General features: G+C 70.5%; 23 protein-coding genes and 1 riboswitch. Of the genes, 10 read left to right on the top strand and 13 right to left on the bottom strand.

Features of this window, described 5'->3' with window-relative positions:
* Positions 1 to 82: 82 nt before the first annotated feature.
* The gene (locus H9Y04_RS40595; protein ID WP_187819263.1) at positions 83 to 448 is read right to left on the bottom strand and encodes a PRC-barrel domain-containing protein; all 366 of its coding nucleotides are present in this window, start codon (positions 446 to 448) and stop codon (positions 83 to 85) included.
* 164 nt (positions 449 to 612) lie between these two features.
* Positions 613 to 720: riboswitch (glycine riboswitch) on the top strand.
* 177 nt (positions 721 to 897) lie between these two features.
* Between H9Y04_RS40595 and gcvP the strand changes: the two genes are divergently transcribed.
* The gene (gene gcvP, locus H9Y04_RS40590) at positions 898 to 3,783 is read left to right on the top strand and encodes an aminomethyl-transferring glycine dehydrogenase (RefSeq protein ID WP_187819262.1); all 2,886 of its coding nucleotides are present in this window, start codon (positions 898 to 900) and stop codon (positions 3,781 to 3,783) included.
* A 171-nt stretch (positions 3,784 to 3,954) separates the two neighbouring features.
* Here the strand turns inward: gcvP and H9Y04_RS40585 are convergent, their stop codons facing one another.
* Both H9Y04_RS40585 and H9Y04_RS40580 read right to left on the bottom strand, forming a co-directional pair.
* Positions 3,955 to 4,161 carry a DUF5999 family protein gene (locus H9Y04_RS40585; RefSeq protein ID WP_187819278.1) on the bottom strand — a complete coding sequence of 69 codons (207 nt, stop codon included), beginning with the start codon at positions 4,159 to 4,161 and terminating at the stop codon, positions 3,955 to 3,957.
* A gap of 348 nt (positions 4,162 to 4,509) precedes the next feature.
* Positions 4,510 to 5,085 (bottom strand): hypothetical protein, encoded by a 576-nt coding sequence (locus H9Y04_RS40580; RefSeq protein WP_187819261.1) that lies wholly within the window; start codon positions 5,083 to 5,085, stop codon positions 4,510 to 4,512.
* 490 nt (positions 5,086 to 5,575) lie between these two features.
* Here H9Y04_RS40580 and H9Y04_RS40575 point away from each other — a divergent pair, with 490 nt between their 5' ends.
* Positions 5,576 to 7,099, top strand: a complete 1,524-nt coding sequence (locus H9Y04_RS40575; RefSeq protein WP_187819260.1) for a glutamate-cysteine ligase family protein — start codon at positions 5,576 to 5,578, stop codon at positions 7,097 to 7,099.
* A 110-nt stretch (positions 7,100 to 7,209) separates the two neighbouring features.
* Here the strand turns inward: H9Y04_RS40575 and H9Y04_RS40570 are convergent, their stop codons facing one another.
* Positions 7,210 to 9,000, bottom strand: coding sequence for a substrate-binding and VWA domain-containing protein (locus H9Y04_RS40570; RefSeq protein ID WP_187819259.1), 1,791 nt, complete (start codon positions 8,998 to 9,000; stop codon positions 7,210 to 7,212).
* A 178-nt stretch (positions 9,001 to 9,178) separates the two neighbouring features.
* Here H9Y04_RS40570 and H9Y04_RS40565 point away from each other — a divergent pair, with 178 nt between their 5' ends.
* A complete protein-coding gene (locus tag H9Y04_RS40565; protein WP_187819258.1) occupies positions 9,179 to 9,979 on the top strand; it encodes a CPBP family intramembrane glutamic endopeptidase in 801 nt (266 codons plus the stop codon).
* A 100-nt stretch (positions 9,980 to 10,079) separates the two neighbouring features.
* Here the strand turns inward: H9Y04_RS40565 and H9Y04_RS40560 are convergent, their stop codons facing one another.
* On the bottom strand, positions 10,080 to 10,889 hold the full coding sequence (locus H9Y04_RS40560; protein ID WP_187819257.1) for a PhzF family phenazine biosynthesis protein: 810 nt from the start codon (positions 10,887 to 10,889) through the stop codon (positions 10,080 to 10,082).
* Between the two features lie 110 nt (positions 10,890 to 10,999).
* Positions 11,000 to 11,800 carry a phosphotransferase gene (locus tag H9Y04_RS40555; RefSeq protein WP_187819256.1) on the bottom strand — a complete coding sequence of 267 codons (801 nt, stop codon included), beginning with the start codon at positions 11,798 to 11,800 and terminating at the stop codon, positions 11,000 to 11,002.
* A gap of 85 nt (positions 11,801 to 11,885) precedes the next feature.
* Between H9Y04_RS40555 and H9Y04_RS40550 the strand changes: the two genes are divergently transcribed.
* Positions 11,886 to 13,037 carry an NAD(P)/FAD-dependent oxidoreductase gene (locus tag H9Y04_RS40550; RefSeq protein WP_438818212.1) on the top strand — a complete coding sequence of 384 codons (1,152 nt, stop codon included), beginning with the start codon at positions 11,886 to 11,888 and terminating at the stop codon, positions 13,035 to 13,037.
* On the opposite strand, the gene H9Y04_RS40545 is transcribed toward H9Y04_RS40550, so the two are convergent.
* The gene (locus tag H9Y04_RS40545; RefSeq protein WP_187819254.1) at positions 13,031 to 13,618 is read right to left on the bottom strand and encodes a hypothetical protein; all 588 of its coding nucleotides are present in this window, start codon (positions 13,616 to 13,618) and stop codon (positions 13,031 to 13,033) included. The genes H9Y04_RS40550 and H9Y04_RS40545 overlap by 7 nt on opposite strands.
* 258 nt (positions 13,619 to 13,876) lie before the next feature.
* On the opposite strand from H9Y04_RS40545, the gene H9Y04_RS40540 reads away from it, so the two are divergent.
* The gene (locus H9Y04_RS40540) at positions 13,877 to 14,575 is read left to right on the top strand and encodes a PadR family transcriptional regulator (RefSeq protein ID WP_187819253.1); all 699 of its coding nucleotides are present in this window, start codon (positions 13,877 to 13,879) and stop codon (positions 14,573 to 14,575) included.
* Between the two features lie 120 nt (positions 14,576 to 14,695).
* Here H9Y04_RS40540 and H9Y04_RS40535 read toward each other — a convergent pair whose 3' ends face one another.
* Positions 14,696 to 15,124: a type II toxin-antitoxin system Rv0910 family toxin gene (locus tag H9Y04_RS40535; protein WP_187819252.1), complete on the bottom strand. Its 429-nt coding sequence runs from the start codon at positions 15,122 to 15,124 to the stop codon at positions 14,696 to 14,698.
* Between the two features lie 176 nt (positions 15,125 to 15,300).
* Positions 15,301 to 15,537, bottom strand: coding sequence for a hypothetical protein (locus tag H9Y04_RS40530; RefSeq protein ID WP_187819279.1), 237 nt, complete (start codon positions 15,535 to 15,537; stop codon positions 15,301 to 15,303).
* Positions 15,538 to 15,809: 272 nt separating this feature from the next.
* Here H9Y04_RS40530 and H9Y04_RS40525 point away from each other — a divergent pair, with 272 nt between their 5' ends.
* From H9Y04_RS40525 to H9Y04_RS40515, 3 genes are all read left to right on the top strand, one after another.
* Positions 15,810 to 16,421 (top strand): Clp protease N-terminal domain-containing protein, encoded by a 612-nt coding sequence (locus H9Y04_RS40525; protein WP_438818211.1) that lies wholly within the window; start codon positions 15,810 to 15,812, stop codon positions 16,419 to 16,421.
* A 160-nt stretch (positions 16,422 to 16,581) separates the two neighbouring features.
* Entirely contained in the window at positions 16,582 to 17,586 is a 1,005-nt protein-coding gene (locus tag H9Y04_RS40520) for an EamA family transporter (protein ID WP_308801865.1), read from the top strand.
* 161 nt (positions 17,587 to 17,747) lie between these two features.
* Positions 17,748 to 18,713: a DMT family transporter gene (locus H9Y04_RS40515; protein WP_187819251.1), complete on the top strand. Its 966-nt coding sequence runs from the start codon at positions 17,748 to 17,750 to the stop codon at positions 18,711 to 18,713.
* 174 nt (positions 18,714 to 18,887) lie between these two features.
* Here H9Y04_RS40515 and H9Y04_RS40510 read toward each other — a convergent pair whose 3' ends face one another.
* Complete coding sequence (locus H9Y04_RS40510) at positions 18,888 to 19,580, bottom strand: pyridoxamine 5'-phosphate oxidase family protein (protein ID WP_236072034.1); 693 nt, start codon at positions 19,578 to 19,580, stop codon at positions 18,888 to 18,890.
* A 35-nt stretch (positions 19,581 to 19,615) separates the two neighbouring features.
* Here H9Y04_RS40510 and H9Y04_RS40505 point away from each other — a divergent pair, with 35 nt between their 5' ends.
* Positions 19,616 to 20,959: an aminotransferase class I/II-fold pyridoxal phosphate-dependent enzyme gene (locus H9Y04_RS40505; RefSeq protein ID WP_187819249.1), complete on the top strand. Its 1,344-nt coding sequence runs from the start codon at positions 19,616 to 19,618 to the stop codon at positions 20,957 to 20,959.
* 46 nt (positions 20,960 to 21,005) lie between these two features.
* Here the strand turns inward: H9Y04_RS40505 and H9Y04_RS40500 are convergent, their stop codons facing one another.
* Together H9Y04_RS40500 and H9Y04_RS40495 are read right to left on the bottom strand one after the other, a co-directional pair.
* Positions 21,006 to 21,644 carry an SMI1/KNR4 family protein gene (locus H9Y04_RS40500; protein WP_236072033.1) on the bottom strand — a complete coding sequence of 213 codons (639 nt, stop codon included), beginning with the start codon at positions 21,642 to 21,644 and terminating at the stop codon, positions 21,006 to 21,008.
* Entirely contained in the window at positions 21,641 to 22,588 is a 948-nt protein-coding gene (locus H9Y04_RS40495; protein WP_187819248.1) for a DMT family transporter, read from the bottom strand. The genes H9Y04_RS40500 and H9Y04_RS40495 overlap by 4 nt, the downstream gene beginning before the upstream one ends.
* A gap of 103 nt (positions 22,589 to 22,691) precedes the next feature.
* On the opposite strand from H9Y04_RS40495, the gene H9Y04_RS40490 reads away from it, so the two are divergent.
* Positions 22,692 to 23,597 carry a LysR family transcriptional regulator gene (locus H9Y04_RS40490; protein WP_187819247.1) on the top strand — a complete coding sequence of 302 codons (906 nt, stop codon included), beginning with the start codon at positions 22,692 to 22,694 and terminating at the stop codon, positions 23,595 to 23,597.
* 48 nt (positions 23,598 to 23,645) lie between these two features.
* Here H9Y04_RS40490 and H9Y04_RS40485 read toward each other — a convergent pair whose 3' ends face one another.
* Positions 23,646 to 24,116, bottom strand: a complete 471-nt coding sequence (locus H9Y04_RS40485) for a pyridoxamine 5'-phosphate oxidase family protein (RefSeq protein ID WP_187819246.1) — start codon at positions 24,114 to 24,116, stop codon at positions 23,646 to 23,648.
* Between the last annotated feature and the right edge of the window lie 148 nt (positions 24,117 to 24,264).

Below are 24,264 nucleotides of genomic sequence, written 5' to 3'. Positions count from 1 at the left end.
TTGGGGCTTCGCCCCTTGCCCCCACTGGGGGCTCTGCCCCCAGACCCCCTCTGGGGGCTGCGCCCCCAGACCCCGCCAACCGTCACTCGCCCGCGACGTGGCCGAAGTTGTGGTCCTTGGGGGGATCGGTGTCCGTGGTGAGGGAGATGCCGTAGTGGTGGTAGAGCTGGAGTTCCTGGTCGGGGGAGAGGTGGCGGCCCACGCCGAAGTCGGGGGCGTCTCTGATCAGGGAGCGCTCGTACGGCACGTGCAGGGTGCCCTCGACCAGTTCGCTGGGCTCCAGGGGGACGAAGGCGTCCCTGCTGAACAGGCCCGTGCGTATCGCCGCCCACTCGGGGACGCCCGTCGCGTCGTCGAGATAGACCTCGTCCACGGTGCCGAGCTTGGAGCCGTTGCGGTCGAAGGCCTTGCGGCCGATCAGACTGCGGGGGTCGATGTCGGTCTGCACAGGCCCTCCAGACAAGTCGCACGCCAGTCGGACGTCCGCCCCGGGTCAAGTCATCCGTATTCACTACGAAAGAGCACAATGCGGCCCTTGGCCACTCGGGGAATTCGGGGCCCGTAGGCGCGGAATCGACGCGTGTGCCCGCTGGTAGGCTGGCAGACGGCTGCTGACCCCGTGCGGGAGAGCTCTCCGGGCCCAGTGAACGTACTGGCCGGAGGCGCCGAAGGAGCAAATCCTCCCCGGAATCTCTCAGGCACCCGTACCGCATGGACGAGGTCACTCTGGAAAGCAGGGCGGGCGTCGACGGCTTCCGCTCTCACCGACGGTGAAAGCCGGAGCGTGCATGTCACGGTCCGGTGAAACTCTCAGGTTGAGATGACAGAGGGGGAGGCCGTCCGGGTACCCGCGCCGTGGTACCCCTCGCAGGTCGTAACGACCAGGAGGCCTCCGTAATGACCGCCAACCGCATCCCGCTTCACGAGCTCGAGCGTGGCATCCCCTTCGAGCAGCGGCACATCGGCCCTGACGCCGAGGCGCGCGCCAAGATGCTCGCCCAGGTCGGCTACGGCTCGCTGGACGAGCTGACCGCGGCCGCGGTGCCGGATGTGATCAAGAGCGCCGAGGCGCTGGCTCTGCCCGAGGGCCGTTCCGAGGCGGAAGTCCTCGCGGAACTGCGCACGTTGGCCGACCGCAATCAGGTGCTCGCGCCGATGATCGGTCTCGGCTACTACGGCACGTTCACGCCGCCGGTGATTCTGCGCAACGTCATGGAGAACCCCTCCTGGTACACGGCGTACACCCCGTACCAGCCGGAGATCTCGCAGGGGCGGCTCGAAGCGCTGCTCAATTTCCAGACCGTGGTCGCCGATCTGACCGGTCTGCCCACTTCCGGCGCCTCGCTGCTCGACGAGGGCACCGCGGCCGCCGAGGCCATGGCGCTCGCGCGTCGTGTCGGCAAGGTCAAGCAAGGTGTCTTCCTGGTCGACGCCGATGCGCTGCCGCAGACCATCGCCGTGATCGAGACCCGCGCCGAGCCGACCGGTGTCGAGGTCGTCGTCGCCGATCTCTCGCAGGGCATTCCGGCGGAGATCGCCGAGCGCGGTGTCTTCGGTGTGCTGCTGCAGTACCCGGGCGCCTCCGGTGCCGTGCGGGACCTGAAGCCCGTGATCGAGCAGGCGCACGAGCTCGGTGCGATCGTCACCGTCGCCGCCGATCTGCTCGCCCTGACGCTGCTCACCTCGCCCGGTGAGCTGGGCGCGGACATCGCGGTCGGTACGACGCAGCGCTTCGGTGTGCCGATGGGCTTCGGCGGTCCGCACGCCGGCTACATGGCGGTCCGCGAGAAGTTCGCGCGCAGCCTGCCCGGCCGTCTGGTCGGTGTCTCGGTCGACGCCGACGGGAACAAGGCGTACCGCCTCGCGCTGCAGACGCGTGAGCAGCACATCCGCCGTGAGAAGGCGACCAGCAACATCTGCACCGCGCAGGTACTGCTCGCCGTCATGGCCGGTATGTACGCCGTCTACCACGGTCCGCAGGGGCTGGCCGACATCGCGCGTCGTACGCACCGCTACGCCACGATCCTCGCCGAGGGTCTGAAGGCCGGCGGGGTCGAGGTCGTGCACGGCTCGTACTTCGACACGCTCACGCTGCGGGTGCCGGGCCGGGCCGCCGAGGTAGTGAGCGCCGCGCGCGAGGGCGGGGTCAACCTGCACCTGGTCGACGCCGACCGCGTCTCCGTCTCCTGCGACGAGACCACCACGCGTACGCAACTGGCCGCCGTATGGTCCGCGTTCGGTGTCGAGGGCGACATCGAGGCGCTCGACGCCACCGCCGGTGAGGCGCTGCCCGCCGGGCTGCTCCGCGGCGGCGAGTACCTGACGCACCCCGTGTTCCACGAGCACCGCTCCGAGACCGCGATGCTGCGCTACCTGCGCAAGCTCTCGGACAAGGACTACGCGCTCGACCGCGGCATGATCCCGCTCGGCTCCTGCACCATGAAGCTGAACGCGACCACCGAGATGGAGCCGGTCACCTGGCCCGAGTTCGGCCAGCTGCACCCCTTCGTGCCGGCCGAGCAGGCGCAGGGCTATCTGACGCTGATCCGTGAGCTCGAGGAGCAGCTCGCCGAGGTCACCGGATACGACAAGGTCTCGCTGCAGCCCAACGCCGGTTCGCAGGGCGAGCTCGCCGGTCTGCTCGCGGTGCGCGGCTACCACCGCGCCAACGGCGACGACCAGCGCACCGTCTGCCTCATCCCGTCCTCCGCGCACGGCACCAACGCCGCGAGCGCCGTGATGGCCGGCATGAAGGTCGTCGTGGTCAAGACCGCCGACGACGGCGAGATCGACGTCGCGGACCTGCGCGCCAAGATCGAGCAGTACAAGGACGAGCTGGCCGTCCTGATGATCACGTACCCCTCGACGCACGGTGTCTTCGAGGAGCACGTCGCCGACATCTGCGCCCAGGTGCACGACGCCGGCGGCCAGGTGTACGTGGACGGTGCGAACCTCAACGCCCTGGTGGGTCTGGCCAAGCCCGGCCATTTCGGCGGCGACGTCTCGCACCTGAACCTGCACAAGACCTTCTGCATCCCGCATGGCGGCGGCGGTCCGGGCGTCGGTCCGGTCGCGGTGCGCGAGCACCTCGCGCCCCACCTGCCCAACCACCCGCTGCAGCCCGCCGCGGGTCCGGAGACGGGTGTCGGTCCGATCTCCGCCGCGCCGTTCGGCTCGGCCGGGATTCTGCCGATCTCCTGGGCGTACGTCCGCCTGATGGGCGGCGAGGGCCTCAAGCGCGCGACGCAGGTCGCGGTGCTCGGCGCCAACTACATCGCCAAGCGCCTGGAGCCGCACTACCCGGTGCTCTACACCGGCCCCGGCGGACTGGTGGCGCACGAGTGCATCATCGACCTCCGGCCGCTGAGCAAGGCGACCGGTGTGAGCGTGGACGACATCGCCAAGCGTCTGATCGACTACGGCTTCCACGCGCCGACGATGTCCTTCCCGGTGGCCGGCACGCTGATGATCGAGCCGACCGAGAGCGAGGACCTGGTCGAGCTGGACCGGTTCTGCGACGCGATGATCGCGATCCGCGCGGAGATCGAGAAGGTCGGCTCGGGCGAGTGGCCCGCCGAGGACAACCCGCTGCACAACGCCCCGCACACGGCGGCCACGATGGCCGGCGAGTGGGAGCACCCGTACACCCGTGAAGAGGCCGTCTTCCCGGGCGGTCTGGTGGCGGCGGAGAAGTACTGGCCGCCGGTGCGCCGGATCGACCAGGCGTACGGAGACCGCAACCTCGTCTGCTCCTGCCCGCCGCTGGACGCGTACGAGAACTGAGGAGGGCCTCACGGGCCGGGTCGCTCCACCGCTCCGCGGCGGTGGGATCCGTGGGGGCTGACGCCCCCACACCCCCGTGGATGACGCTCGGATCCCGGGCATACGTCAGGGCCGGTTCGGAGAGTGATCTCCGGGCCGGCCCTCGGTGTTGCGGGGTGTGTCCGGTGGTTCTCAGGCCGCGCGGACCACGGAGCCTGCGCCCAGCGGCCGGTGCGGCGCGATGATCTGCCCGTCCGGCAGCAGCTCACCGGTGTCCTCGAAGAGGAGGACCCCGTTGCACAGCAGGCTCCAGCCCTGCTCCGGGTGGAAAGCCACAAGAAGTGCCGCTTCCCGGTCGGCTGAGTCGGCTGTGGGACAGGCTGGCTGGTGCTGGCACATGGAAGGGTTCTTTCGCTGCGTCGAAGTGGTGATCTGTGTCCCGCGGATGGATCGGTGTGCTGCGGTGTTCATTGCCGCCCCCCGTCAGGTCGGTCCGGAACCAGTGTTGCCCTACGGGCTCGATTCCGCAGGGATTTACCGGCAGCGCTCCTCACCAGGAAGTGACGCATCACCCGTGCGGACGGTTCAGTCCAACTCGGCGGTCTCTTCGGGTGGTTAGGGGTGGCCTGAAGGGGCTAGTCCGGTCGGGCGGTGCGGGGCCCGGCCTATGTAAGGGCCACGCGGATTGCCCCCGTGACATGCGTGTGCCCCGCGACCGGCTGCGTCGCGGGACACACGTACAGGGGCTCAGACCGCCTGGCCGAGCAGGGTTGCGGGAGCCAGCCGGTGGGTGAGGACCGGGAGCAGCTCGGCCGCGAGATGCGGTTGGTGGGCGGCGATGCCCGGAGGCGCGGGCGCCAGGGGCACGAGCACATCCGTGGAGGCGAGGCGGCCCTCTGTACCGTCCGAGCTGCAGTCGTGATGCAGCCACAGCGTCAGCATGTACAGCTCGGGGACCGAAAGCAGACGCGGCTGGCAGGCCGTCTGCAGGGACTCCGCCTGGCGCAGGGCCCGTTCGGTGGAGTTGAGGTACGGACCTTCGAAGAAGTGCGAGAAGGTCCAGCCGTCGGCGGTGAGCATCGTGTCGCCGGCAGCCACCGTGCGGCCCTCGCTGCGCAGCAGGAAGCGCCAGCCGGTGAGCCTGGTCCGTGGTGTGCCGGCCTGGTTCAGGACGTGGACGGGCAACGGGAGTTCGGCGGTGACGGGTCCCTGGGCATTGCGCAGGGACGGGGTGCGCGCCTCGCGTACGGCGGTGGGGGAACCTAGGGCCGCGAGGACGCTGCGCAGGGCCGGCGCGGGAGCCGGGGGGACTTGCAGCGGCATGGTGGGTCGCCTCTCATTAGACAGGCTGGTGGCGCGGGGGCAGGTGTGTGCGGACGGCGCTGTCAGCTCTCGGGGCCAGAGGGGCGGGGGATGGCCAGGTTCCAGTCCGCGAGCGCCAACTCTCTGCCTCGTTCGCGGAGTTTATACGACGTGTGTTCTCACAATGTTTCGGGTAGCCGTCCCCCGTATTGCGGGCAAGGCGGTATTCGGTCGCCATACCGAGGTATTTCTCCCGATTCTGGAGTGGCTTGCGCCGCTGACCTCGGCAATGTCCGTACGGGCGGTCGGCCGATTCTCGTCGGCGTATTCCACCAGGGCCCTCGCGGGTGCAACTGCGCTGTGCCGCATGCCGCGTGAATGTGCCGCAGGTGAATGTGATTGAGGGTACAGCCGGGTGGGCAGGTGCGGGGCGTTATCGATCACATTGCCTGGGCATCATCCCCGGTGACACAGTGGCCGTGGACTGCCCAATCGAGGAGGGGACACTTCGATGGGGGAGAAGGTCGCTGCGGGCGCGTTCGACCTGTCCGATCGGCAGCGCTACCGCAGAAAGCTGCAGCAGTGCCTCGCGGGGCTCGCGCGGCTCCTGGACGAGAAGCGGTTCGACAGGCCCCGGAATCTGATGGGCATGGAGATAGAGCTGAATCTCACGGGGCCGGACGGTTTGCCGAGAATGATGAATGCGGAAGTTCTCGAACGGATCGCGAGCCGTGATTTCCAGACAGAACTCGGGATGTTCAATCTCGAAGTGAACATTGCGCCGCATGCACTTGGCGGGCGGGTTCTCGACCAGCTCGCGGAGGAGCTGCGTACCGGGCTGAACTATGCGCACCGCAAAGCGAACGAGGTGGCCGCCGGGATCGTCATGATCGGTATTCTGCCGACGCTGCAACAGGACGATCTGGTGTCCTCGAATCTTTCCGCGGTGGACCGGTACATCCTCCTGAACGACCAGATGGTGGCGGCGCGGGGTGAGGACTTCCATCTGGAGATCGAGGGTGTCGAGCGGCTCTCGTGCACGTCCGCGTCCATCGCGCCCGAAGCGGCCTGCACCTCCGTGCAGTTGCACCTGCAGGTCACTCCGGGGCGGTTCGCCGATGTGTGGAACGCGGCGCAGGCCGTGGCCGCCGCGCAGATAGCCGTGGGCGCCAACGCGCCCTTCCTGTTCGGGCGCGAGCTCTGGCGTGAGTCGCGGCCGCCGCTGTTCCTGCAGGCCACCGATACGCGCCCGCCCGAGCTGCAGGCGCAGGGGGTACGGCCGCGTACCTGGTTCGGGGAGCGGTGGATCACCAAGCCGTACGACCTCTTCGAGGAGAATCTGCGCTACTTCCCTGCCCTGCTGCCGATCTGTGACGACGAGGAGCCGCTGCGCGTGATCGACGAGGGCGGGGTGCCTTCCCTGTCCGAACTCGTGCTGCACAACGGGACGGTGTACCGCTGGAACCGGCCCGTCTACGGGATCGCCGACGGAGTACCGCATCTGCGGGTGGAGAACCGGGTGCTGCCCGCCGGCCCGACCGTCACCGACGTCATCGCCAATGTGGCCTTCTACTACGGGGTCGTCAGGGCGCTCGCCGAGGACAGCCGGCCGGTGTGGTCGAGGCTGCCGTTCGAGGCGGCCGCCGCCAACTTCGACGCGGCCTGCCGGTACGGCATCGAGGCAGAGCTCGACTGGCCGCGTCCCGGGCGCTTCGGCGGCGTGGCGCGGATGCCCGCCGTCGATCTCGTACGCAATGAGCTGTTGCCGCTGGCGGCGGCGGGGCTCGATGCGTGGGGAGTGGCGCCCGTGGACCGGGACCATTACCTGGGGATCATCGAGGAGCGCTGCAAGCGGCGGGTGAACGGGGCTTCGTGGCAGGTGGCCACCTACCACCGTGCACTGGAGGGCGGTCTGGACCGGGAGGCGGCGCTGGCCGCGACGACCCGGCGCTACTGCGAGCTCATGCACGCGGGCGAGCCGGTGCACACCTGGCCGGTGGGCGCGCTGCCGGATGCGGTGGTGGCGCCGGGGTGAGGCCCTCGCGCGGGTGAGCCCTGCGGTGGAAGTGAGCCCTGCGGTGGAGGCGAGGCCTGTGGTGGCGGTGAGGCGTGCCGCGGGCCGGGCGGTTCCGGCCCGCAGCAGGGTCAGCCCGCGCTCGCCTGGGCCGCTGCCGTGATGGCCTTGAGGATCACTTCCGGGACCTGGGCCGGGTCGTCGACCTGGTGGCCCGAGCCGCCCGTCGCCTTGGCCACCTGATCCAGCTCGTCGCGGTCGCCGCCGGGGCCGACCGCGACGGCGATCAGGGGCACCGGGCGGTCCGGGTCGGCCAGGCGCTCCAGCTCGGCGATCAGGGCGCTGCGGGTGATCGAGCCAGGGTCCTGGTTCTCGCCGTCGGTGACGATGACCACCGTGTTGAACATGTCGGGCACATGGGTCTTCAGGGCCTGCTTGTACGCGGCGAGGGTCGTGTCGTACAACCCGGTCGCGCCGTTGGGCACCGGCTGCAGCTTGCTGAACTCCCGCGTCAGAAGCTCGCGCTGCGTGGTGCCGCCCTTGCCCGTGTGCTTGCCGAGGCGGTCCGTGGGCACCAGTTCGCGGTAGTCGCGGCTGCCTTCCAGGAGTGTGGAGAACTCCCAGAGGCCGAAGTCGTCCTCGTTGGTGAACTGCGAAAGCGCCGCGGTCAGCGCCGCCTTGGTGACCTCCATACGCGGCAGGCCGCGGCCCGGCACCAGCTCGGCCATCGAGCCGGAGACGTCGACGACGACCGAGACTCGTGCGCTCTGCACCGTGATCGTCCAGACGCCCAGGGTCTCCTGGAGCTGCTTGGTGGTGAGGTCTTCGGCCGACGCGTTCGTCACGGGCTGGGTGCTGCTGCCGCCGGCCGCCTTGACGATGGTGTCCGGCGGCGCGCCGCGGCCGGTGCGGAAACCGTGCGAGGCCAGGATGTCCTCGCCGGCCTCCTCGCCCAGCAGGGTCATGAAGCGCAGCGCGGCCCGGCTCTCGTCGGTGGTCTGCCCCGGCTCGTCGAGCAGTGCGTACGGATAGTCGAGCTCGGGTGCGCCGTCCTTGGGGTAGAACAGCTCCAGCTTGCCCGCGGCGGGCGCAGAGGCATTGTGCTTGAAGGCCGCCTGCTCGGACACGATCAGGGCCTGATTGCGGCGCGGATTGCCCTGCTCCGTACCGGAGTTGTCCCGGGCCAGCGTCTCGAGGGCCTGGGCGTCGCTGTCCGAGGTGCGCTGCGCGAGGATCTTCGCCGTGGCCGCGATCTGGCCCTGGGCCTCCTCGCCGCCCGCCTGCTGCGCCGATGCGCTGATCTTGGCAAGCGCCATCAGGCCGGATGCGCTGCGGGCCGGGTCGGCGGCGCCGAGCCGCAGCTGGTCGCCCTGGGTCGCGGCGCCTGCCAACTCCGCCCAGGAGTACGTCTTCTTCGGCCAGCCCAGCTTCTTGGCGGCGGCGGGGACCATGCCCATCGTGACGGGGGACGAGGCGATATTGCCGGTGGGGGTGAGGAGGCTCTCGTCGCCCTGCAGCTGGACCCGTTCCACCCACATGTCCGAGTCCGGCACCCACACCTCGTACGAGCCGGGCTTGTCCTCCGTACGGAGATAGTCGGCGAACTTGGAGGAGTCGCGCGCCGTGACCCGGACGTCCATGCAGCGGCCGTCGGACCTGACCTCCTTGTCGCGGGCGTACGTGGCGGTCTCGCGCAGGGCAGGGGCCATGTCGGGGGAGGCGATCACATCGATGCGTACGGCGTCGTCCTCGCACTTCCCGGTGAACGGCAGCCAGTCGGCGCCCACCACGTAGGCGGCCGAACCGGCGACACTCAGCACCAGGACCGTGGCGATGACGACCATGCGGCGGCGCGGGCCAGGCCGCTGCGGATCGGCCGCAGTCGCCCGTGATCTGCGGTCCGGCATGTTGTGACGTCCCATGACGCTGGTGCCCCTCTTCGTACGTCCATGGATGTACGACGCGCAGGGGTATGTACGGCCGACACAGGTGCGTGGCGTACCGTCCCCCTGGCTTGTCGCACACGGTCTTCGTACCTGCATTCGAGACCCTAGTGGGGAGAGCATGTGCGCGGGGCGCGATTGGTCAACTAAGGCAGGAGTGCATGTGGAGGCAGGGCTGGTGGCCGATTCCTTTCCCAATGAGCGGTCTTCGCGGAGAATTCTGCGGAACGAGACGCTCCTCGTACTGGCCCTGTCGCTCGGTGCCAGCGGCGTCTCGGCGCTGATCAGCTTTGTCGGTTCGGTCACCAGGCCTGGCGGCCTCAAGGATCAGGCGGCCACGCTCAATGCCTCGGCCGCTCCCGGGCGTCCTTGGCTTGATCTCGCCTGGCAGCTCTTCGGTATCTGCTCGGCGCTCGTGCCGGTCGCGCTCGTGCTGCATCTGCTCGTACGGGAAGGGGCCGGGGCCCGTTCGATCGGGTTCGACCTCAGGCGGCCGGGCTTCGACATGACCCGTGGCGCGGTGATCGCGGCGGGCATCGGCTCGACGGGGATCGCCTTCTATCTGCTCGCCCGGGCGCTCGGCTTCAACCTCACCGTGGTGCCCGAGGCGCTGCCCGACGTGTGGTGGAAGTTCCCCGTCCTGATCCTGTCCGCGGCGCAGAACTCGATCCTCGAGGAAGTGATCGTGGTCGGGTATCTGCTGCGCAGACTCGACCAGTTGGGCTTCTCGCCGATGGGCTCGCTCGCGGCGAGTTCGGTGCTGCGCGGCTCGTACCACCTGTACCAGGGCATCGGCGGGTTCATCGGCAACATGGTGATGGGCGTGGTCTTCGTGCTGCTCTACCGGCGGTGGGGGCGTGTGGGGCCGCTGGTCGTGGCCCATACGCTGCTCGATATCGGGGCGTTCGTGGGGTATGCGCTGCTTGCGGGGAAGGTGAGTTGGCTGCCCACTGCGTGAGGTGCCGGTCGGCTGCCCATCGCGTGAGGCGGTGGGCGGCCTTTTGTGTGTCCAGGATGCAGATCGGCTGTGCGCTCAGGCGTGCAGTTCGGCTGTGCGCTCAGGCGTGCAGTTCGCCGTCGATGACGGTGACCGCGCGGCCCGTGAGCAGGGTGCGCTCGCCCTGGAGCGTGACCTGCACCCTGCCGGAGCGCGGGGAGGCCTGCAGGCCGGTGAGTTCGGTGCGGCCGAGGCGTTCGCACCAGAACGGGGCGAGGGCGGTGTGGGCGCTGCCGGTCACCGGGTCCTCGTCGATACCGACGTTCGGGAAGAAGCAGCGCGAGATGAACTCGTAGCCCCGGGTGGGGTCTTCGGCCGGGGCCGTGGCGATGATGCCGCGCTCCGAGTACTGGGCGAGGGCGGCGATGTCCGGGCTGAGGCCGCGGATCGTCCGCTCGTCGGCGAGCTCGACCAGCAGATCGCCGACGTCCGTGCCCGTGTCGTACGTGGAAATCGCCTTGGCGCCGAGCGCCTCCTCGACGCCCGCGGGAATCTCGACCGCGGTGAGCGGGGCGGTCGGGAAGTCCAGTGTGAGGGTGCCGTCGGGGTGCGCCGTGGCGGTGAGGATGCCGCTCAGGGTGGCGAAGCGGATGGTGCCCTGGGCGCGGCCGGTGCTGTTCAGGACGTGGGCGGTGGCGAGCGTGGCGTGGCCGCACATCCGCACTTCGGAGGCGGGCGTGAACCAGCGCAGCGCCCAGTCCGCCGGGCTGCCCGCGGGCAGCGGGTGCGCGAACGCGGTCTCGGCGTGGTTGACCTCGAGGGCGACGTTCTGCAGCCAGCTGTCGTCCGGGAACGAGCGGAGCAGCAGGACCCCGGCGGGGTTGCCGGCGAAGGGGCGGTCGGTGAAGGCGTCGACGATGTGAATCCGCATGGGGCGAACGTAGAGGCGCGCCTGGAGTGGCGGCCAAGGCCAATTCGGGGTGGGTGGCCTTGGGTTCGGGGTGGGTGGCCTGGAAAAGGGCAGCCAAGCGCGGGGAACGGTCAGTTCAGGAGGGCGGCTGTGAAGGTCCGGCGGTGGTCCGCCAGCCAGGTCTGCAGGCGGTCCCAGCGTTCCCAGCCACCGCGGTCGGCCAGGGCCTGGAGGTAGCCGGGGTCCGCGTCGGCCACGCGGCGGGCGACGAAGGCCCGGCAGACCTCTGTGGCCTGTTCGATGACGGCGGGCAACTCGGCGCGGTCGCCCGCCGGGAGGCCGTAGCCGTCGGCAAGGATGCGCAGCCGTGCGGCCGTATCCAGGCCCTTGGGGTAGAGGGCGGCCGCGGACTCGGGATCGACCATGGGCGCCCAGTAGCGGGCGGTCATGGCGATGTCCCAGAGGGGGCGGCCCGGGGCTGCCAGGTCGAAGTCGATCAGGGCCGCGGCGTGACCGTCGCGGAAGACGACGTTGTCCGGGCACACGTCGTTGTGGCAGACGAGCGGGCCGCCCTGCGGGTCGGCGAGGTCCTGGGGCCACTGAGCGAGGGTGTCGACCGGGATGGCGGCGCTGATGTCGTGCAGCCGCCTCAGGAGCCTGCCCACCGACGTGAGGGCGGAGCTCGTCATCGCCCAGTCAGGGAACGGCGGCAGGGCCACGTCGCCGGGGATGAACGTCAGCTGCTCACGGCCGTCCGCGGTGAGGCCGACGGGAGTCGGTGCCGCGTCGAAGCCGTGCTGCTTCAGTGCAAGGAGGTGGGCATGCAGAGCGCGGGCGTTGCGCGGTGCCGGCCGCTCCACCAGGTCCCCTCGGCGGAATACCGCCCCCGCGTTCATCATGCCGCCGGCCAGGGCCTCGTCTTCAGCTGCCATGGGGATCACGGTATCGATGGATTGATGGCCCGCTGTTTTGTCTGCACACGCTCATCTTGAAGCGGGGGTGGGGGAATGCTGGGAAGTGGGGGTCGGTCCGCGAACCTGGAAGGGGGCCTTCGTGCGCGTGCGGCGGTCTGAACGTGTCGCTGTCATCGGAGCGGGTGTTCTCGGAGCCGGTGTGGGCTGGAACCTCGCGCGGCACGGGGTCGAGGTGGTCTTCGTCGACGCCGGGCGGCCAGGCGAAGGGGTCACCAACTGGTCCTTCTCGTGGGTCAATGCCAGCAACAAGACCGTGCGCAGGTCGTACTTCGACCTGAACGTCGCGGGCATGGCGGCGTACCGGGAACTCGCCGAGACCGTCGGCCCTGCCTCCTGGTGGCATCCCAGCGGTCACCTGCGCTGGGCTGGGGACCCGGTGGCGGAGGCGAAACTCCTGGAGACGGCCGAGCTGCTGGGCAGTTGGGACTACAGGGTCGAGGTGTGCACGGGGGCCGAGGTGCGCCGCCGCCTCGAACCCGCTCTCGCGGTGCCCGGCGGGACCCCCGTCCTGTTCTATCCCGACGAGGCGTGGGTGCACGGACGGCAACTCGTCGGCCGCCTGGTGGACTTGGCGGTCGCCTCCGGGGCGGAGCTCAGGTGCGGCGCTGAGGTCTGCGAGATCGGTACGGGTGCCGACGGGAGTGTCCGGAACGTGACTCTGTCGGATGGGAGCCGGCTCGACGTCGATGCCGTCGTGAACGCGGCGGGGCCAGGTGCTTCCCGGGTCGCCGGGCTCCTTGCCCGGGACCTGCCGATGCGCCGGGAACCCGGCGTCGTCACCCGGCTCGACTGCGCCCGGGTCCCGGTTCGCCGGGCCATGCACGCGCCCCGTGTCGAGATCCGTCCTGACGGGGAGGCGTCCGTGGTGCTGCACAGCCGCGAGATCGACGCGCTCATCGACAAGGGCGAGGAGCCGGCGGAGCTTGGGAGGCTGCTGCATGAAGCGGCGAAGCAGGTCGTTCCGGAACTCGGCGACGCGCTCATCGCGCAGACACAGGTGGCCCACCGGCCCATCCCGGCCGACGGATTCCCGTCGGTGGGTGCGGTGTCCGCTGTGCCGGGCTACTACGAGGCCGTCTCCCACAGCGGCATCACGCTCGGGCCGGTGATCGGCAGGCTGCTCGCTGCGGAGATCGTCACGGGGAAGCGGGACGAGCTGCTCGCGGACTTCCGCACGGAGCGGTTCGCTCACTGACAGAGCGGCGCTTCGGGGAAGCCCAGCTCGTCCAGCAGCTCGTCGAACAGCTCCTCCACGAAGGTGCCCTGGGCGCGCAGCAGTTGCTCGATCCGCGACTGCTGCGGCGTGGCATGGAGACCGGCTGCCGACGCCCACCGGAGAGCGCCTTCGGCGTCCGCCGGCACGTCCGCATCGAGTTCCGCGCGCTGGTGCCGGATGGCCTCCTCGAACTCCGGGGTGGCCATCCACAGGCTCATGTCGTCCACGTCCTCGGGTTCCCCGACGAGGAGCGCAGCAGCGTTGTCCAGGTGCAGCCATGCCTGCCAGCGGCGGCCGGTGGGGTCAAGGCCGGTCATGAGGGCGACGTCGCTGTCGGAGACGTCGGCTGCGCAGGCGGGCGCTCCGGTCCAGGCGACCAAGGCGGACAGGTGCTCGTCCGCCCAGATGCCCTGCTTCAGCTGCAGGGTCTGCCAGCCGCCCGGTCGCGGCGCCCACTCGTGCACGTCGCCTTGCTGCGCTGGACCGGCGCTGCCGAACAGGGGTGCTTCCAGCAGCGGGCGCTCGCTGCGCGCAAAGACCACGTGGCCGGAAAAGCCCATGGAACCTCCTCGTCGAATCCCCGCGCACCCTACGAGCGGCCACTGACACCAGGTCATCGGCGCAGGTGGGCGGCCTGGAAGGCGGCGCCCAGTCGGAAGGGCTTGCCATGCGAGCGTTAGCGATATATCGTTGAGGCATCGCGATGGTTCATGAAAGATCGCGAGCGCTCCCGACAGCGCATCCCGAGTGACGGCATACGGCGCCTATTCGAGGAGCGGATCCCACGCTGAACGACACACCTGAGAGAAGTGATTGATATGCGACCCCATGTACATGGACACGAGCACGGACATGAGCACGAGCACGGCCGCCGGCACCACGGCGGCTTCGGCCGACGCGGGCCCGGCCCCGGTTTCGGCGGGCCTGGCGGCCCGCGCGGAGGCGGCGGTTTCGACGGGCCCCGGGGCGGCGAGGGCCGGCGTGCCTTCGGGCCCTTCGGTCCCGGCGGGTTCGACCCCCGCGGATTCGGCGGACCCGGCCCCTGGGGCGGGCGCGGACGCGGCGGTGGCCGCGGACGGGCGCGGCGCGGTGATGTGCGCGCCTCGATCCTGGCCCTTCTGAAGGACCGGCCGATGCACGGCTACGAGATGATCCAGGAGATCGCCGAGCGCAGCGGCGGGGCGTGGAAGCCCAGCCCGGGGTCGGTGTACCCGACCCTGCAGCTGCTCGAGGACGAGGGCCTGATCGTCAGCGCGACCGAGGGCGGCAAGAAGCTGTTCTCGCTCACCGATGCCGGCCGTACGGCCGCGGACGAGGGCCCGGATGCCCCCTGGGAGGATGCCGGCCGCGGCGTCGACTGGGACACGGTCAATGAGATCCGGCAGGCCGGATTCGGGCTGATGGAGGCCTTCGGGCAGGTCTGGAAGACCGGCTCGGCCGAGCAGCGCGAGAAGGCGCTTGCGGTGGTCAACGAGGCCCGGAAGAAGCTGTATCTGATCCTCGCCGACGAGGACTGAGGGCTCAGCCCTCAGCCCTCAGGGCCGAGGGCTCAGGACTGAGCACGGCATGAACGGCAGGTGCCCCACGTGGAGTCACGTGGGGCACCTGCCGTTTGTACGTGGTCCGGGCGGTGCGGCTCAGACGATGAGCCCGCTCAGCTTGCGCAGCGACTCGTTGAGCGCGGCCGTCGCCGAGTCCTTGAGCTTGCCGGCCATCAGCGTCACCGCGGCACCGGTGAACTCGCCGTCGATGCGCATCACCGTCGCCTCGCCGTCGGGCGTCAGGGTGTAGGCCTGCTTGAGGTTGACGCCCATCGGGCCCTTGCCGCGGATGGTGAACGAGCGGCCGTCTTCGAGGGACTCCACGGTCCACACCGCATCGGCGGGGAAGCCCATGAGCTTCATGCTCTCCTCGAACGTGTCGCCCTGCTTGAGCGACTCGGGCGCCCCCTTGGGGAACCCCGTGTGCGTCACGCTCCACTCGCCGAACACGGAGAAGTCCGTGAGCTTCTCCCAGACCTTCTCGGCGGGAGCGTCGATGCGTGCTTCCGCGCTGACTTCGGCCATGCGACCACCCCTTCTCGTATGGCGCTGCGGCGGTAGCGCAGCGGCGGTGTCGCGGAACGTAGCCTCGCAGTCGGGAAGTTACAAGACTGACGGCTCGTCAGAAATTGTGGAGCCCGGGCCCGGAAACCACAACAGGCCTGCGGGGAAAGGCTTCGGCGAGCCGCTGGCGCAGGGCTTCAGCGGCCGATTCTGCGGATCACCGCGGCGTCGAAGAGGTCGAAGGCGCGCGGGTGTGGGCCCTCGTCGTGGCAGTGCCACGCCTCCCAGAACAGATCGGCCGGCAGGGCGTCCTCGGGCGCGTAGACCCGGTACACGTACTGCTTGCCGTCCACGGCGGGCAGCGCCACCAGCCAGCAGCCGTACTCCTCGGCGGGGGCGTCGCGCAGCCGGGCGGGCCGGACGGCTCGGGGCATGGCGACTCCTCTCCGCGGGCGTGCGGGCGTACGGGCGGCGAACCTGGCCGGGGTGCTCTGGTGGTGCTCGGGTGCCCAGGGGGACGAGCACCACGCGGCCGGTGGTTGCGCAGGGGGAGTGCGGTGGGATGTCGCACGCCCCCTGGCGCAGGGGAGGGCGATCTCATCCGTAAGGAGGAGAACCCGTACACGCATCCCCAACTTGTGTCGGAGGACAAGATGCTTCCCGGCGGGGATGCCCCGGCGCCTGCCGGGCTGATGGGGTGGAGGGTGTGCACAGCCCCACCTGGCCGGCCGCGGATCGAGGAATCCCGCACCCGCGTCTGCCCCGTACCGAACCCGACGGCGAGCTCGATGCCGAGCTGCAGTCGGTGATCGCGGGCGCCCGCAGGAGGGCCGTGCGCGGTGGCGACGGCCAGTTGGACACGGCCCATCTGCTGCACTCCCTGCTCGAATCCGACCCCGCCGTACGCGCCGCCTTCGGTGACGGCGCGCGCGTGGCCCGGCTGCTCGGCCTCCTCGTGCAGCGCTCCATCGGCTACGGGCTGCGCTGGCAGGGCACCGTGGAGGATTCGGGCGCCGTTCCGGTCGTACCGGAACAGGCTGTACGGGAACCAGTCGTGCCGGAACGGGCCGTACGGGAACGGATTGTGCGGGACCCGGCCGGCTGGTCGCCCTCGGCGCTCAGCGCCATGGAGCTCGCGCAGGCACGTGCCCTGGCGGGTGGCCGGGAGTCCGCGGACGGGCTCGATGTGCTCGCGGCCCTCGCCTCGGACGCCGAGTCCCGGGCCGTGGAGATCCTGCGCCGCTCCGGTGTGGATCCGCGGGCCCTGGTGGAGCGGATCGATGTCGATACGGGATTCGGCGAGCCGCTGACGGGCTGACGGTGACACGTGCCGGCGTACTGACGGGCTGACGTGCCGCTGGGCTGACGCCTGGTTGCCGACGGCCTGCGGAGTGCGGCATGCACGGCGCCGTCTCGCGCATCGAGATGTCAGGGGTATCGGTGGTGACGCTCATGACGACGCCTGTCATCATGGCCGCGTGCTTACGTCCAAGGGGATTCAAGGGGACCGGGGCCGCAGCGTCGGACTGACGCTCGCTCTGGTGTCGGCGCTGGCTTTCGGCGGCTCCGGCGTGGCGGCGAAGCCGCTCATCACGGCGGGGCTCGACCCGCTGCATGTGGTCTGGCTGCGGGTGGCGGGTGCCGCGCTCGTGCTGCTTCCGGTGGCCTGGCGCCACCGCGAACTGCTGCTTCGCAGGCCCGCGTTGCTGGCCGGCTTCGGTCTGTTCGCCGTGGCGGGCGTCCAGGCCTGCTACTTCGCGGCGATCTCCCGTATCCCGGTGGGTGTGGCCCTGCTCATCGAGTATCTGGGCCCTGCGCTCGTGCTCGTCTGGATCCGGTTCGTCCAGCGCCGGCATGTCACGCGCGCCGCGGCCGTCGGCGTGGTGCTCGCGGTCGGCGGCCTCGCCTGTGTGGTCGAGGTGTGGACCGGGCTCAGCTTCGACCCGATCGGTGTGCTGCTCGGGCTCGGCGCCGCGGTCTGCCAGGCCGGGTACTTCATCCTCGGCGACCACGGCAGCGACTCGGGCGAACAGGCGCCGGATCCGCTCGGCGTCATCGCGTTCGGCATGCTGATCGGCGCCATGATCCTCACGGTGATCGCCCGCCCTTGGCAGATGGACTGGTCGGTGCTCGCGGGCACCGCGGAGATGGACGGGACGACCGTGCCCGGCTGGCTGCTGCTCGGCTGGGTGGTGCTGATCGCCACGGTGCTCGCGTACGGCACGGGTCTGCTCTCCGTGCGCAGGCTCTCGCCGCAGGTGGCCGGTGTCGTCGCCTATCTCGAGGCCGTCGTCGCGACCGTGCTCGCCTGGATCATGCTCGGTGAGCATCTGTCCGCGCCGCAGATCATCGGTGGTGCGGTGGTCCTCACCGGTGCCTTCATCGCCCAGTCCGCGACGCCGGTCAAGGCGCCGCCGACGCCCGTCGCCGGCGGTGTTCCACAAGGCGATACGGCATTGTCGCCGAGCCGGGCCGACGCGTAGGGTGGCGATCATGCACGCACGAGCGCTCGTCCTTCCGCCTCCTGCCGCCTAGCGCGGGCGGCCGGAGCGACCAACCACCGCATCCGCTCGGGGAGTTCCCGAGTGGCTGACGGCTGCCCGCAGACGACAGTCCCTTTTGTCTGTCCTGTGCGGAGAGTCTCGTGTCGAATGCTGTTTCCACCCAGGGTGCCGTTGTCGCCCCTGGTTCTCCCGCCCTGTCCGTCGGACGCGGCCTGCTCTATCTGATCGTCGCCGGTGTCGCCTGGGGGACCGCGGGCGCTGCCGCGCTCCTGGTGTTCCAGTCCAGTGAACTGCGGCCCATCGCCCTGTCGTTCTGGCGCTGCGCCGGTGGTCTCGTGCTGCTGCTCGTGGCCGGACTGCTGCGGCGCCGCGACGGCCGGGTGCGGACGAAGGCGCGGCCCGGGCGCATGATCGCGCTCGGCGTCGCTCTCGCGATCTTCCAGACCGCGTACTTCGCCGCCGTATCGGCCACAGGCCTGGCCGTCGGCACGGTCGTCACGCTCGGCGCGGGCCCCGTCCTTATCGCGGCCGGCGCCCGGGTGCTGCTCGGTGAACGCCTCGGTGCCGGCGGCGTCCTGGCCGTGGCGGGCGCGCTGGCCGGCCTGGTCGTGCTCGTCCTCGGCGAGGGCGACGGAGGTCCCGGCGAGGTCCGGCCGGCCGGTGTGCTGCTCGCGGTGCTGTCCGCTGCCGGGTACGCGGTGATGACGCTGCTCACCCGCTGGTGGGGCAGGGACGGTTCGGGCGCGGACACCCACGCGACGACGGTGTGGACCTTCGGGGTCGCCGCACTGTGCCTGCTGCCGTTCGCCGCCGTCGAAGGGCTGCTGCCGCGGACCGATCAACTCGGCCAGGTCCTGGGCCTGATGCTGTACGTGGCGGCCGTGCCGACCGCGCTGGCGTACGCGCTGTACTTCGCGGGGGCGGCGGCGGTCCGCTCGGCCACCGTGTCCGTGATCATGCTGCTCGAACCGGTGAGCGCGGCGATCCTCGCGGTGCTCGCGTTCGGCGAGCATCTGACGGTGGCGACGGTGGCGGGCACCCTGCTGATGCTGTCCGCGCTGGCGGGGCTCGCTGTGGCGGAGACGCGGAGTGCCGGGCGTACGTGACGGGTGGGTGCTGGCTGCGCTTCACGCATCGGCCGTGCGTGAAGCGTACGCGCCGGTTGTGCGTGAAGCGTACGCGCCGGTTGTGCCTGATGCCGTCGCCGTGTCCGACGCATAAGTGACCCAAGGGCCGCCCTCGCGCAGAGGGCGGCCCTTGGGTTCATACGGCGTTCCGGCTCACAAGGCGCGCAGGTACTCCGGGAGTTCGACGCCCGGGGCGAGATCGTCGTTGGGGATCGGGGCACCGTACGTACGGGCCACCGGCACGACTCCCGCCCAGTGGGGGAGGTCCATGTCCGCGGGTTCGTCGTTGGCGCCGCCGGTGCGGATCTTGGCCGAGACCTCGGCGAGGTCGATGGCGAGCACCGCGGTGGCGGCGAGTTCCTTGGTGTCGGCCGGGCGGGAGTCCGCGGAGCGGCCGGCCACGACGGCGTCGACCAGCGCGTCGAGCGCGAGCCGCTTCTCGTCGGGGTCGGTGACCTGGTGGGCGGTGCCGTGCACCACGACCGAGCGGTAGTTGATCGAGTGGTGGAAGGCCGAGCGGGCGAGCACCAGACCGTCGACATGGGTCACCGTCAGGCAGACGGCCAGTCCCGGGTCGGGCTTGCCGGCCATCCTCAGCGGCCGCGAACCCGTGGAGCCGTGCACATAGAGCCGCTCGCCGACACGCGCGTACAGCGTCGGCAGCACCACGGGGGCGCCGTCGCGGACGAAGCCCATGTGGCAGAGGTAGGTCTCGTCGAGTATCGAGTGCACCAATTCCCGGTCGTAGTGCGCGCGGTCCTTGGATCGGGTGGGGACCGTGCGCTCCGTCGGTGCATACGAGCCCTGGGTGGTGGTCGGCTCCGTGGTGTCCGGCGCAACACTCATTGCGATCTCCATTGTACTAGTGCATAATCTTGTTTGTGCTAGGAGGATATCGGATCAAAGGGCGGCGCGCAGCAGAGATTGCTGCCAGCGTCGAGGGTGCGGTGGGCCGGGGAGACCTGGAGCCCGGTCAAGTGCTGCCGCCCATGCGGGAGTTGGCGCAGGAGCTCGGGGTCAATCCGAATACGGTGGCGGCCGCGTACCGGACCCTGCGCGAGCGCGGGGTCATCGAGACGGCGGGCCGGCGCGGCAGCCGGGTGCGTTCGCGTCCGGCAAGCACGGCGCGGGACGCGATCCGGGTCGAAGCGCCCGAAGGCGTACGGGATCTCTCGCTCGGCAATCCCGACAGGGCGCTGCTGCCCGCCCTCGCCGGAGCGTTCGCCGCCGCGGCCGCACGCGCCGACCGGGAGCCGGTCATGTACGCGGACGCCGCCCTGGAGCCGGATCTGGAGGTGCTCAGCCGGGCCGCGTTCGACGCCGACGGCATTCCGGACGGGCCCGTCGCGGTCACCTCGGGCTCGCTCGACGCCATCGAGCGGATCCTGGCCGCGCATCTGCGGCCGGGGGACGCGGTCGCCGTGGAGGACCCCGGCTGGGGTGCGCTGCTCGATCTGATCCCGGCGCTCGGGCTGCGTACCGTCCCTGTGGCCGTGGACGACGAGGGGCCCGAACCGGATGCGGTCGAGCGTGCGTTGGGCGAAGGCGTCCGTGCCCTGATCGTCACGGACCGGGCGCAGAATCCCACGGGCGCCGCGATCAGTGCCTCGCGCGCGCGGGCGCTGCGGGCCGTCCTGCGGAAGCATCCGGCGGTCCTGCTGATCGAGGACGACCACGGGCACGGCATCGTCGACCTGCCGCTGCACCCCCTGGCCACGGGCAAGGGCAGCTGGGCGCTCGTGCGCTCGGTCGCCAAGGCGTACGGGCCCGATCTGCGGCTCGCCGTCATGACCGGTGACGCGGTGACCGTGGACCGGGTGCTCGGCAGGCAGCGGCTCGGTCCCGGCTGGGTGAGCCGGATCGTGCAGCGTGCGGTCGTCGAACTGTGGACGTCGGGTGCGGTGGTGCCCTCGGAGGTCGCCGCCGACTATGCGCGGCGGCGCGACGCGCTGATCGGTGCCCTGGGGCGGCGGGGCATCGAGGCGACGGGGCGCAGCGGGCTGAACGTGTGGGTGCCGGTCCCGGACGAAACCGGCGCGGTGGCACGGCTGTTGCACGCCGGATGGGCCGTGGCACCCGGGGCGAGGTTCCGGATCGAGGCGCCTCCGGGGGTACGGATCACGGTGGCGGCGCTGGACGAGGCGGACATCGCACCGCTCGCCGATGCCGTCGCGTATGCCGTGCAGGGCAGGCGGGGGAGCACGGGTCGGACCTTGGCGACGTAGGGCCTACTGCGCCCTCGCGCGCCAGGGTCCGGCCCGCTGGCCGGATTCAGGTCTGCTGTCTCCGGTCCGGCCTCAAGTCCTGCTGCCCCCAACCGGGCGGCAGCAGGTTCCATGAGTCGTGGTCCAGCCATTCGTCGAATGTCACCGGGCGGGCGCCGGAGCCGTGCTCCAGGGACAGCGGGAGGATCCGATCGCAGGTGGCCCGGCCGTCCCACCACATGGTGCCGGCGAGTGGGCCGGTGAGCGCGAGGAGTGTGGAGAAGCCGCAGCCGTGCTCCTGCGCGATCACGGCCCCGGCCGTCTTGCGGTCCTGCAGCTCGCCGTACTCGTCGTCCCAGGCTTTCCAGGCCCGGTCGTACGCGGACTCGTCGGCGTAGTCCTCCATGCGGGGCTCGCGCAGGCCGAGTTCGTCTTCGGCGGCCGCGTAATCGTCCGGGTGCGGGAAGGGGAGGTGCAGCAGATCGCGGCGCCCGTACTCGTTGTCGCCCGCCCACCACCAGCCGTCGTCCGTCCTGCGGAGCTCGCAGACCGTGCCGCCCGCGCTCACCGTCAGGAGGTGGCGGCGGTACGCGGCCGGGAAGCGGACGCCGAGTTCGGCTTCCGCCGCGGCGACCTCCGCCTTGCTCAGCGGAGATGGACCAGCGGGCGGATGCCCGGCGCTCCGGCTGCGCCACAAGCCCCTCATCGCGCCGCCGCCTTCGCCCGCGACTGGGTCAGTGCCGCGCCCACGAGGACGATCACCGCGCCCACGGGTGTCGACCACGACAGGGACTCGCCGAGGAGAGTCACGCCCGCCGCCGTGGCGATCACCGGGATGAAGTACGTGACCATCTGGGCGGTCGTGGGGCCGATCTCCGCGACAAGTTCGTACTGGACCAGCACCGCGAGCCCCGTCCCCAGCGCGCCGAGCGCGAGGACGGCGAGCAGCGGAAGCAGCGGCCAGCTCTTCGGCAGGGTGGTGAACAGCGGGGTGACGAAGGCCAGTTGAGCCGTGGCGAGGAGCAGCTGGGCGCCCGTGAGCGACAGGTGGGACTCGCTGCGGCCCGCCAGCGTCCGGCGCACGTAGATCCAGCCGATGGGGTAGCTGAGCGAGGCGCCGAGCGCCATCGCGGTTCCCGCAGCGTCGATGCCGTGGAAGCCCTGCCATGCGCCCAGGACCGTCAGGACGCCGATGAAACCGAGGCCGAGACCTGCCACGCGCCGCCGCGTCGGCCGGTCCTCCGAGAGCGCCACCATCGACAGGGCCATGCCCCACAGCGGCGAGGTCGCATTGCAGATGCCGGCGAGCGTGGACGGGATCGTCAGCTCCGAGTAGGCGAAGAGCGAGAACGGCAGGGCGTTGAGGAAGAACGCCGCCACCGCCAGATGTCCCCACGTGCGCCACCCGCGCGGCAGACCCTGGCGCCGTACCAGCATCGCGGCGGCGAGCACCAAGGTGCCGAACAGGAGCCGCCCGAAGGTCACTTGGAAGGGTGCGTAGCCCTGTGTGCCCACCTTGATGAGCAGAAAGCTGAAACCCCAGATCAAGGAGAGTCCCGCGAAGCGGAGCCGCCAGTCGAGCGTGCGGCGAGGGGCGGGCGCGGGCGCGGGGCCGGCAGCGCGGGCGCGAGGGACGGAGACGGTGGCCATGACCTTTACGATGCTCTGCTGGATCTCGTAGCACAAGCGAGATTTCTTACGGTGGACGTCTTAGTATTGCTTATATGTTGATGAGGCGGAACTGGGAGCGGACATGTTGAACCTCGAGCGCCTGCGCACCCTGGATGCCCTCGCCCGGCACGGCTCGGTGAGCGGTGCAGCAGCCGGACTGCACGTCACGACCTCCGCCGTATCGCAGCAGCTGACCAAGCTGGAGCGCGAGATCGGGCAGCAGCTCGTGGCGAAGAACGGGCGCGGTGTGCGGCTCACGGACGCCGGAGTGCTGCTCGCCGAGCACGCGGCGCGGATCATCTCGCAGGTCGAGTACGCGCAGTCGGATCTGGAGGCGCATCGCGGCCAGGTGGTCGGCGAGCTGCGCATCGGGGCCTTCCCGACCGCCGCCCGCGGTCTGTTCCCGCTCGCCTTCCGTGCCCTGCGCGAGGCGCACCCCGGCCTGCTCGTGCGCTCGCAGGAGCTCGAACCGGCCGACGGCGTACGTGCGGTGGTACGCGGTGACCTCGATGTGGCCGTCGTCCTCGACTGGTACAACAAGCCGCTGCCCATGCCCGAGGGCCTCGCCAAGGCCTCGCTGCTCGACGACCGGGCCGATGTGGTGCTGCCCGCGGGGCATCGCTTCGCCGGCCGCCGCGAACTCGATCTCGAAGAGCTCGCCGAGGAGGAGTGGATCTGCTGGCCGGAGGGTGCGTTCTGCCAGGACTGGCTGGTGTACACCCTGCGCTCCAAGGGCGTGGAGCCGAGGATCGGGCACCAGGCGGAGGAGCATGCGACACAACTGGCCCTGGTCGAGGCGGGGTTGGGGGTCTGTGTCACGCCGCGCCTGGGGCGGGGACTCGTGCCGGACGGCGTGCGCGTGGTGCCCCTGCGGCAGAAGATCGCCCGCCATGTGTACGCGGTGTGGCGCACGGACGCCGACCGCCGGCCCTCGATCAGGGCGGCGGTCGACGCGTTGCGTGAGGCGGGGGTGACGGCTGAGGCCTGATGCATCAGGCGGGGGTGACGGCTGAGGTGTGACGCCTCGGGTGGCCGGTCAGCGCAGCTCCGTCAGCTTGCGGAAGTCCCATGAGGCGATCGTGTCCGGCGTCAGCCGTACCCAGGCGTGCCGGCCGTCGTGCGGCATCTGGTCCATGCCGAAGTTCTTGCGGGCGAACTGCTTCTCGATCTCGTCGAGTTCGGGGCACGGCTCCCCGACCCGCGGGGACTCGCCGACGAACTCCACCGATCCGGCCAGCTCCACGCCGCGCAGCTCGCCGTAGTCCTCGCCGGCGTCCACCACGACCGCGATGCGCCGGTCCGCGCGCAGATCGGACCAGCGCTTGCTGCGGGTGATCGAGTACAGCCACAGCGCGCTGCCGTCCCAGGCGAACCACAGGGTGCTCGCATGCGGTGTGCCGTCCGCGGAGACGGTGGCCACCCGGCAGGTGCGCTGCTCGGCGAGGAAGGCGTCGAGTTCCTCGCGCGTCATCATGATGCGCCGGCCCCTGCGTTGTGTGACGGTCATCCGTGTTTCCCCTCCGGGAGAGCGGCTCCAAGGTCCTCGCGGCCCTTGCTGGCTGTGCACAGAGGCGTTCCTGACCCTGCGTCAGAAAATCATGGGGTCTCTTCCGCCGGTACGCAATGGGGGTTACCCTCGCGCCGACTTCACCCGG

Source organism: Streptomyces polyasparticus (assembly GCF_014493765.1).
Classification (GTDB): Bacteria; Actinomycetota; Actinomycetes; order Streptomycetales; family Streptomycetaceae; genus Streptomyces; species Streptomyces polyasparticus.
This window is presented reverse-complemented; position numbering and strand designations above follow the sequence as displayed.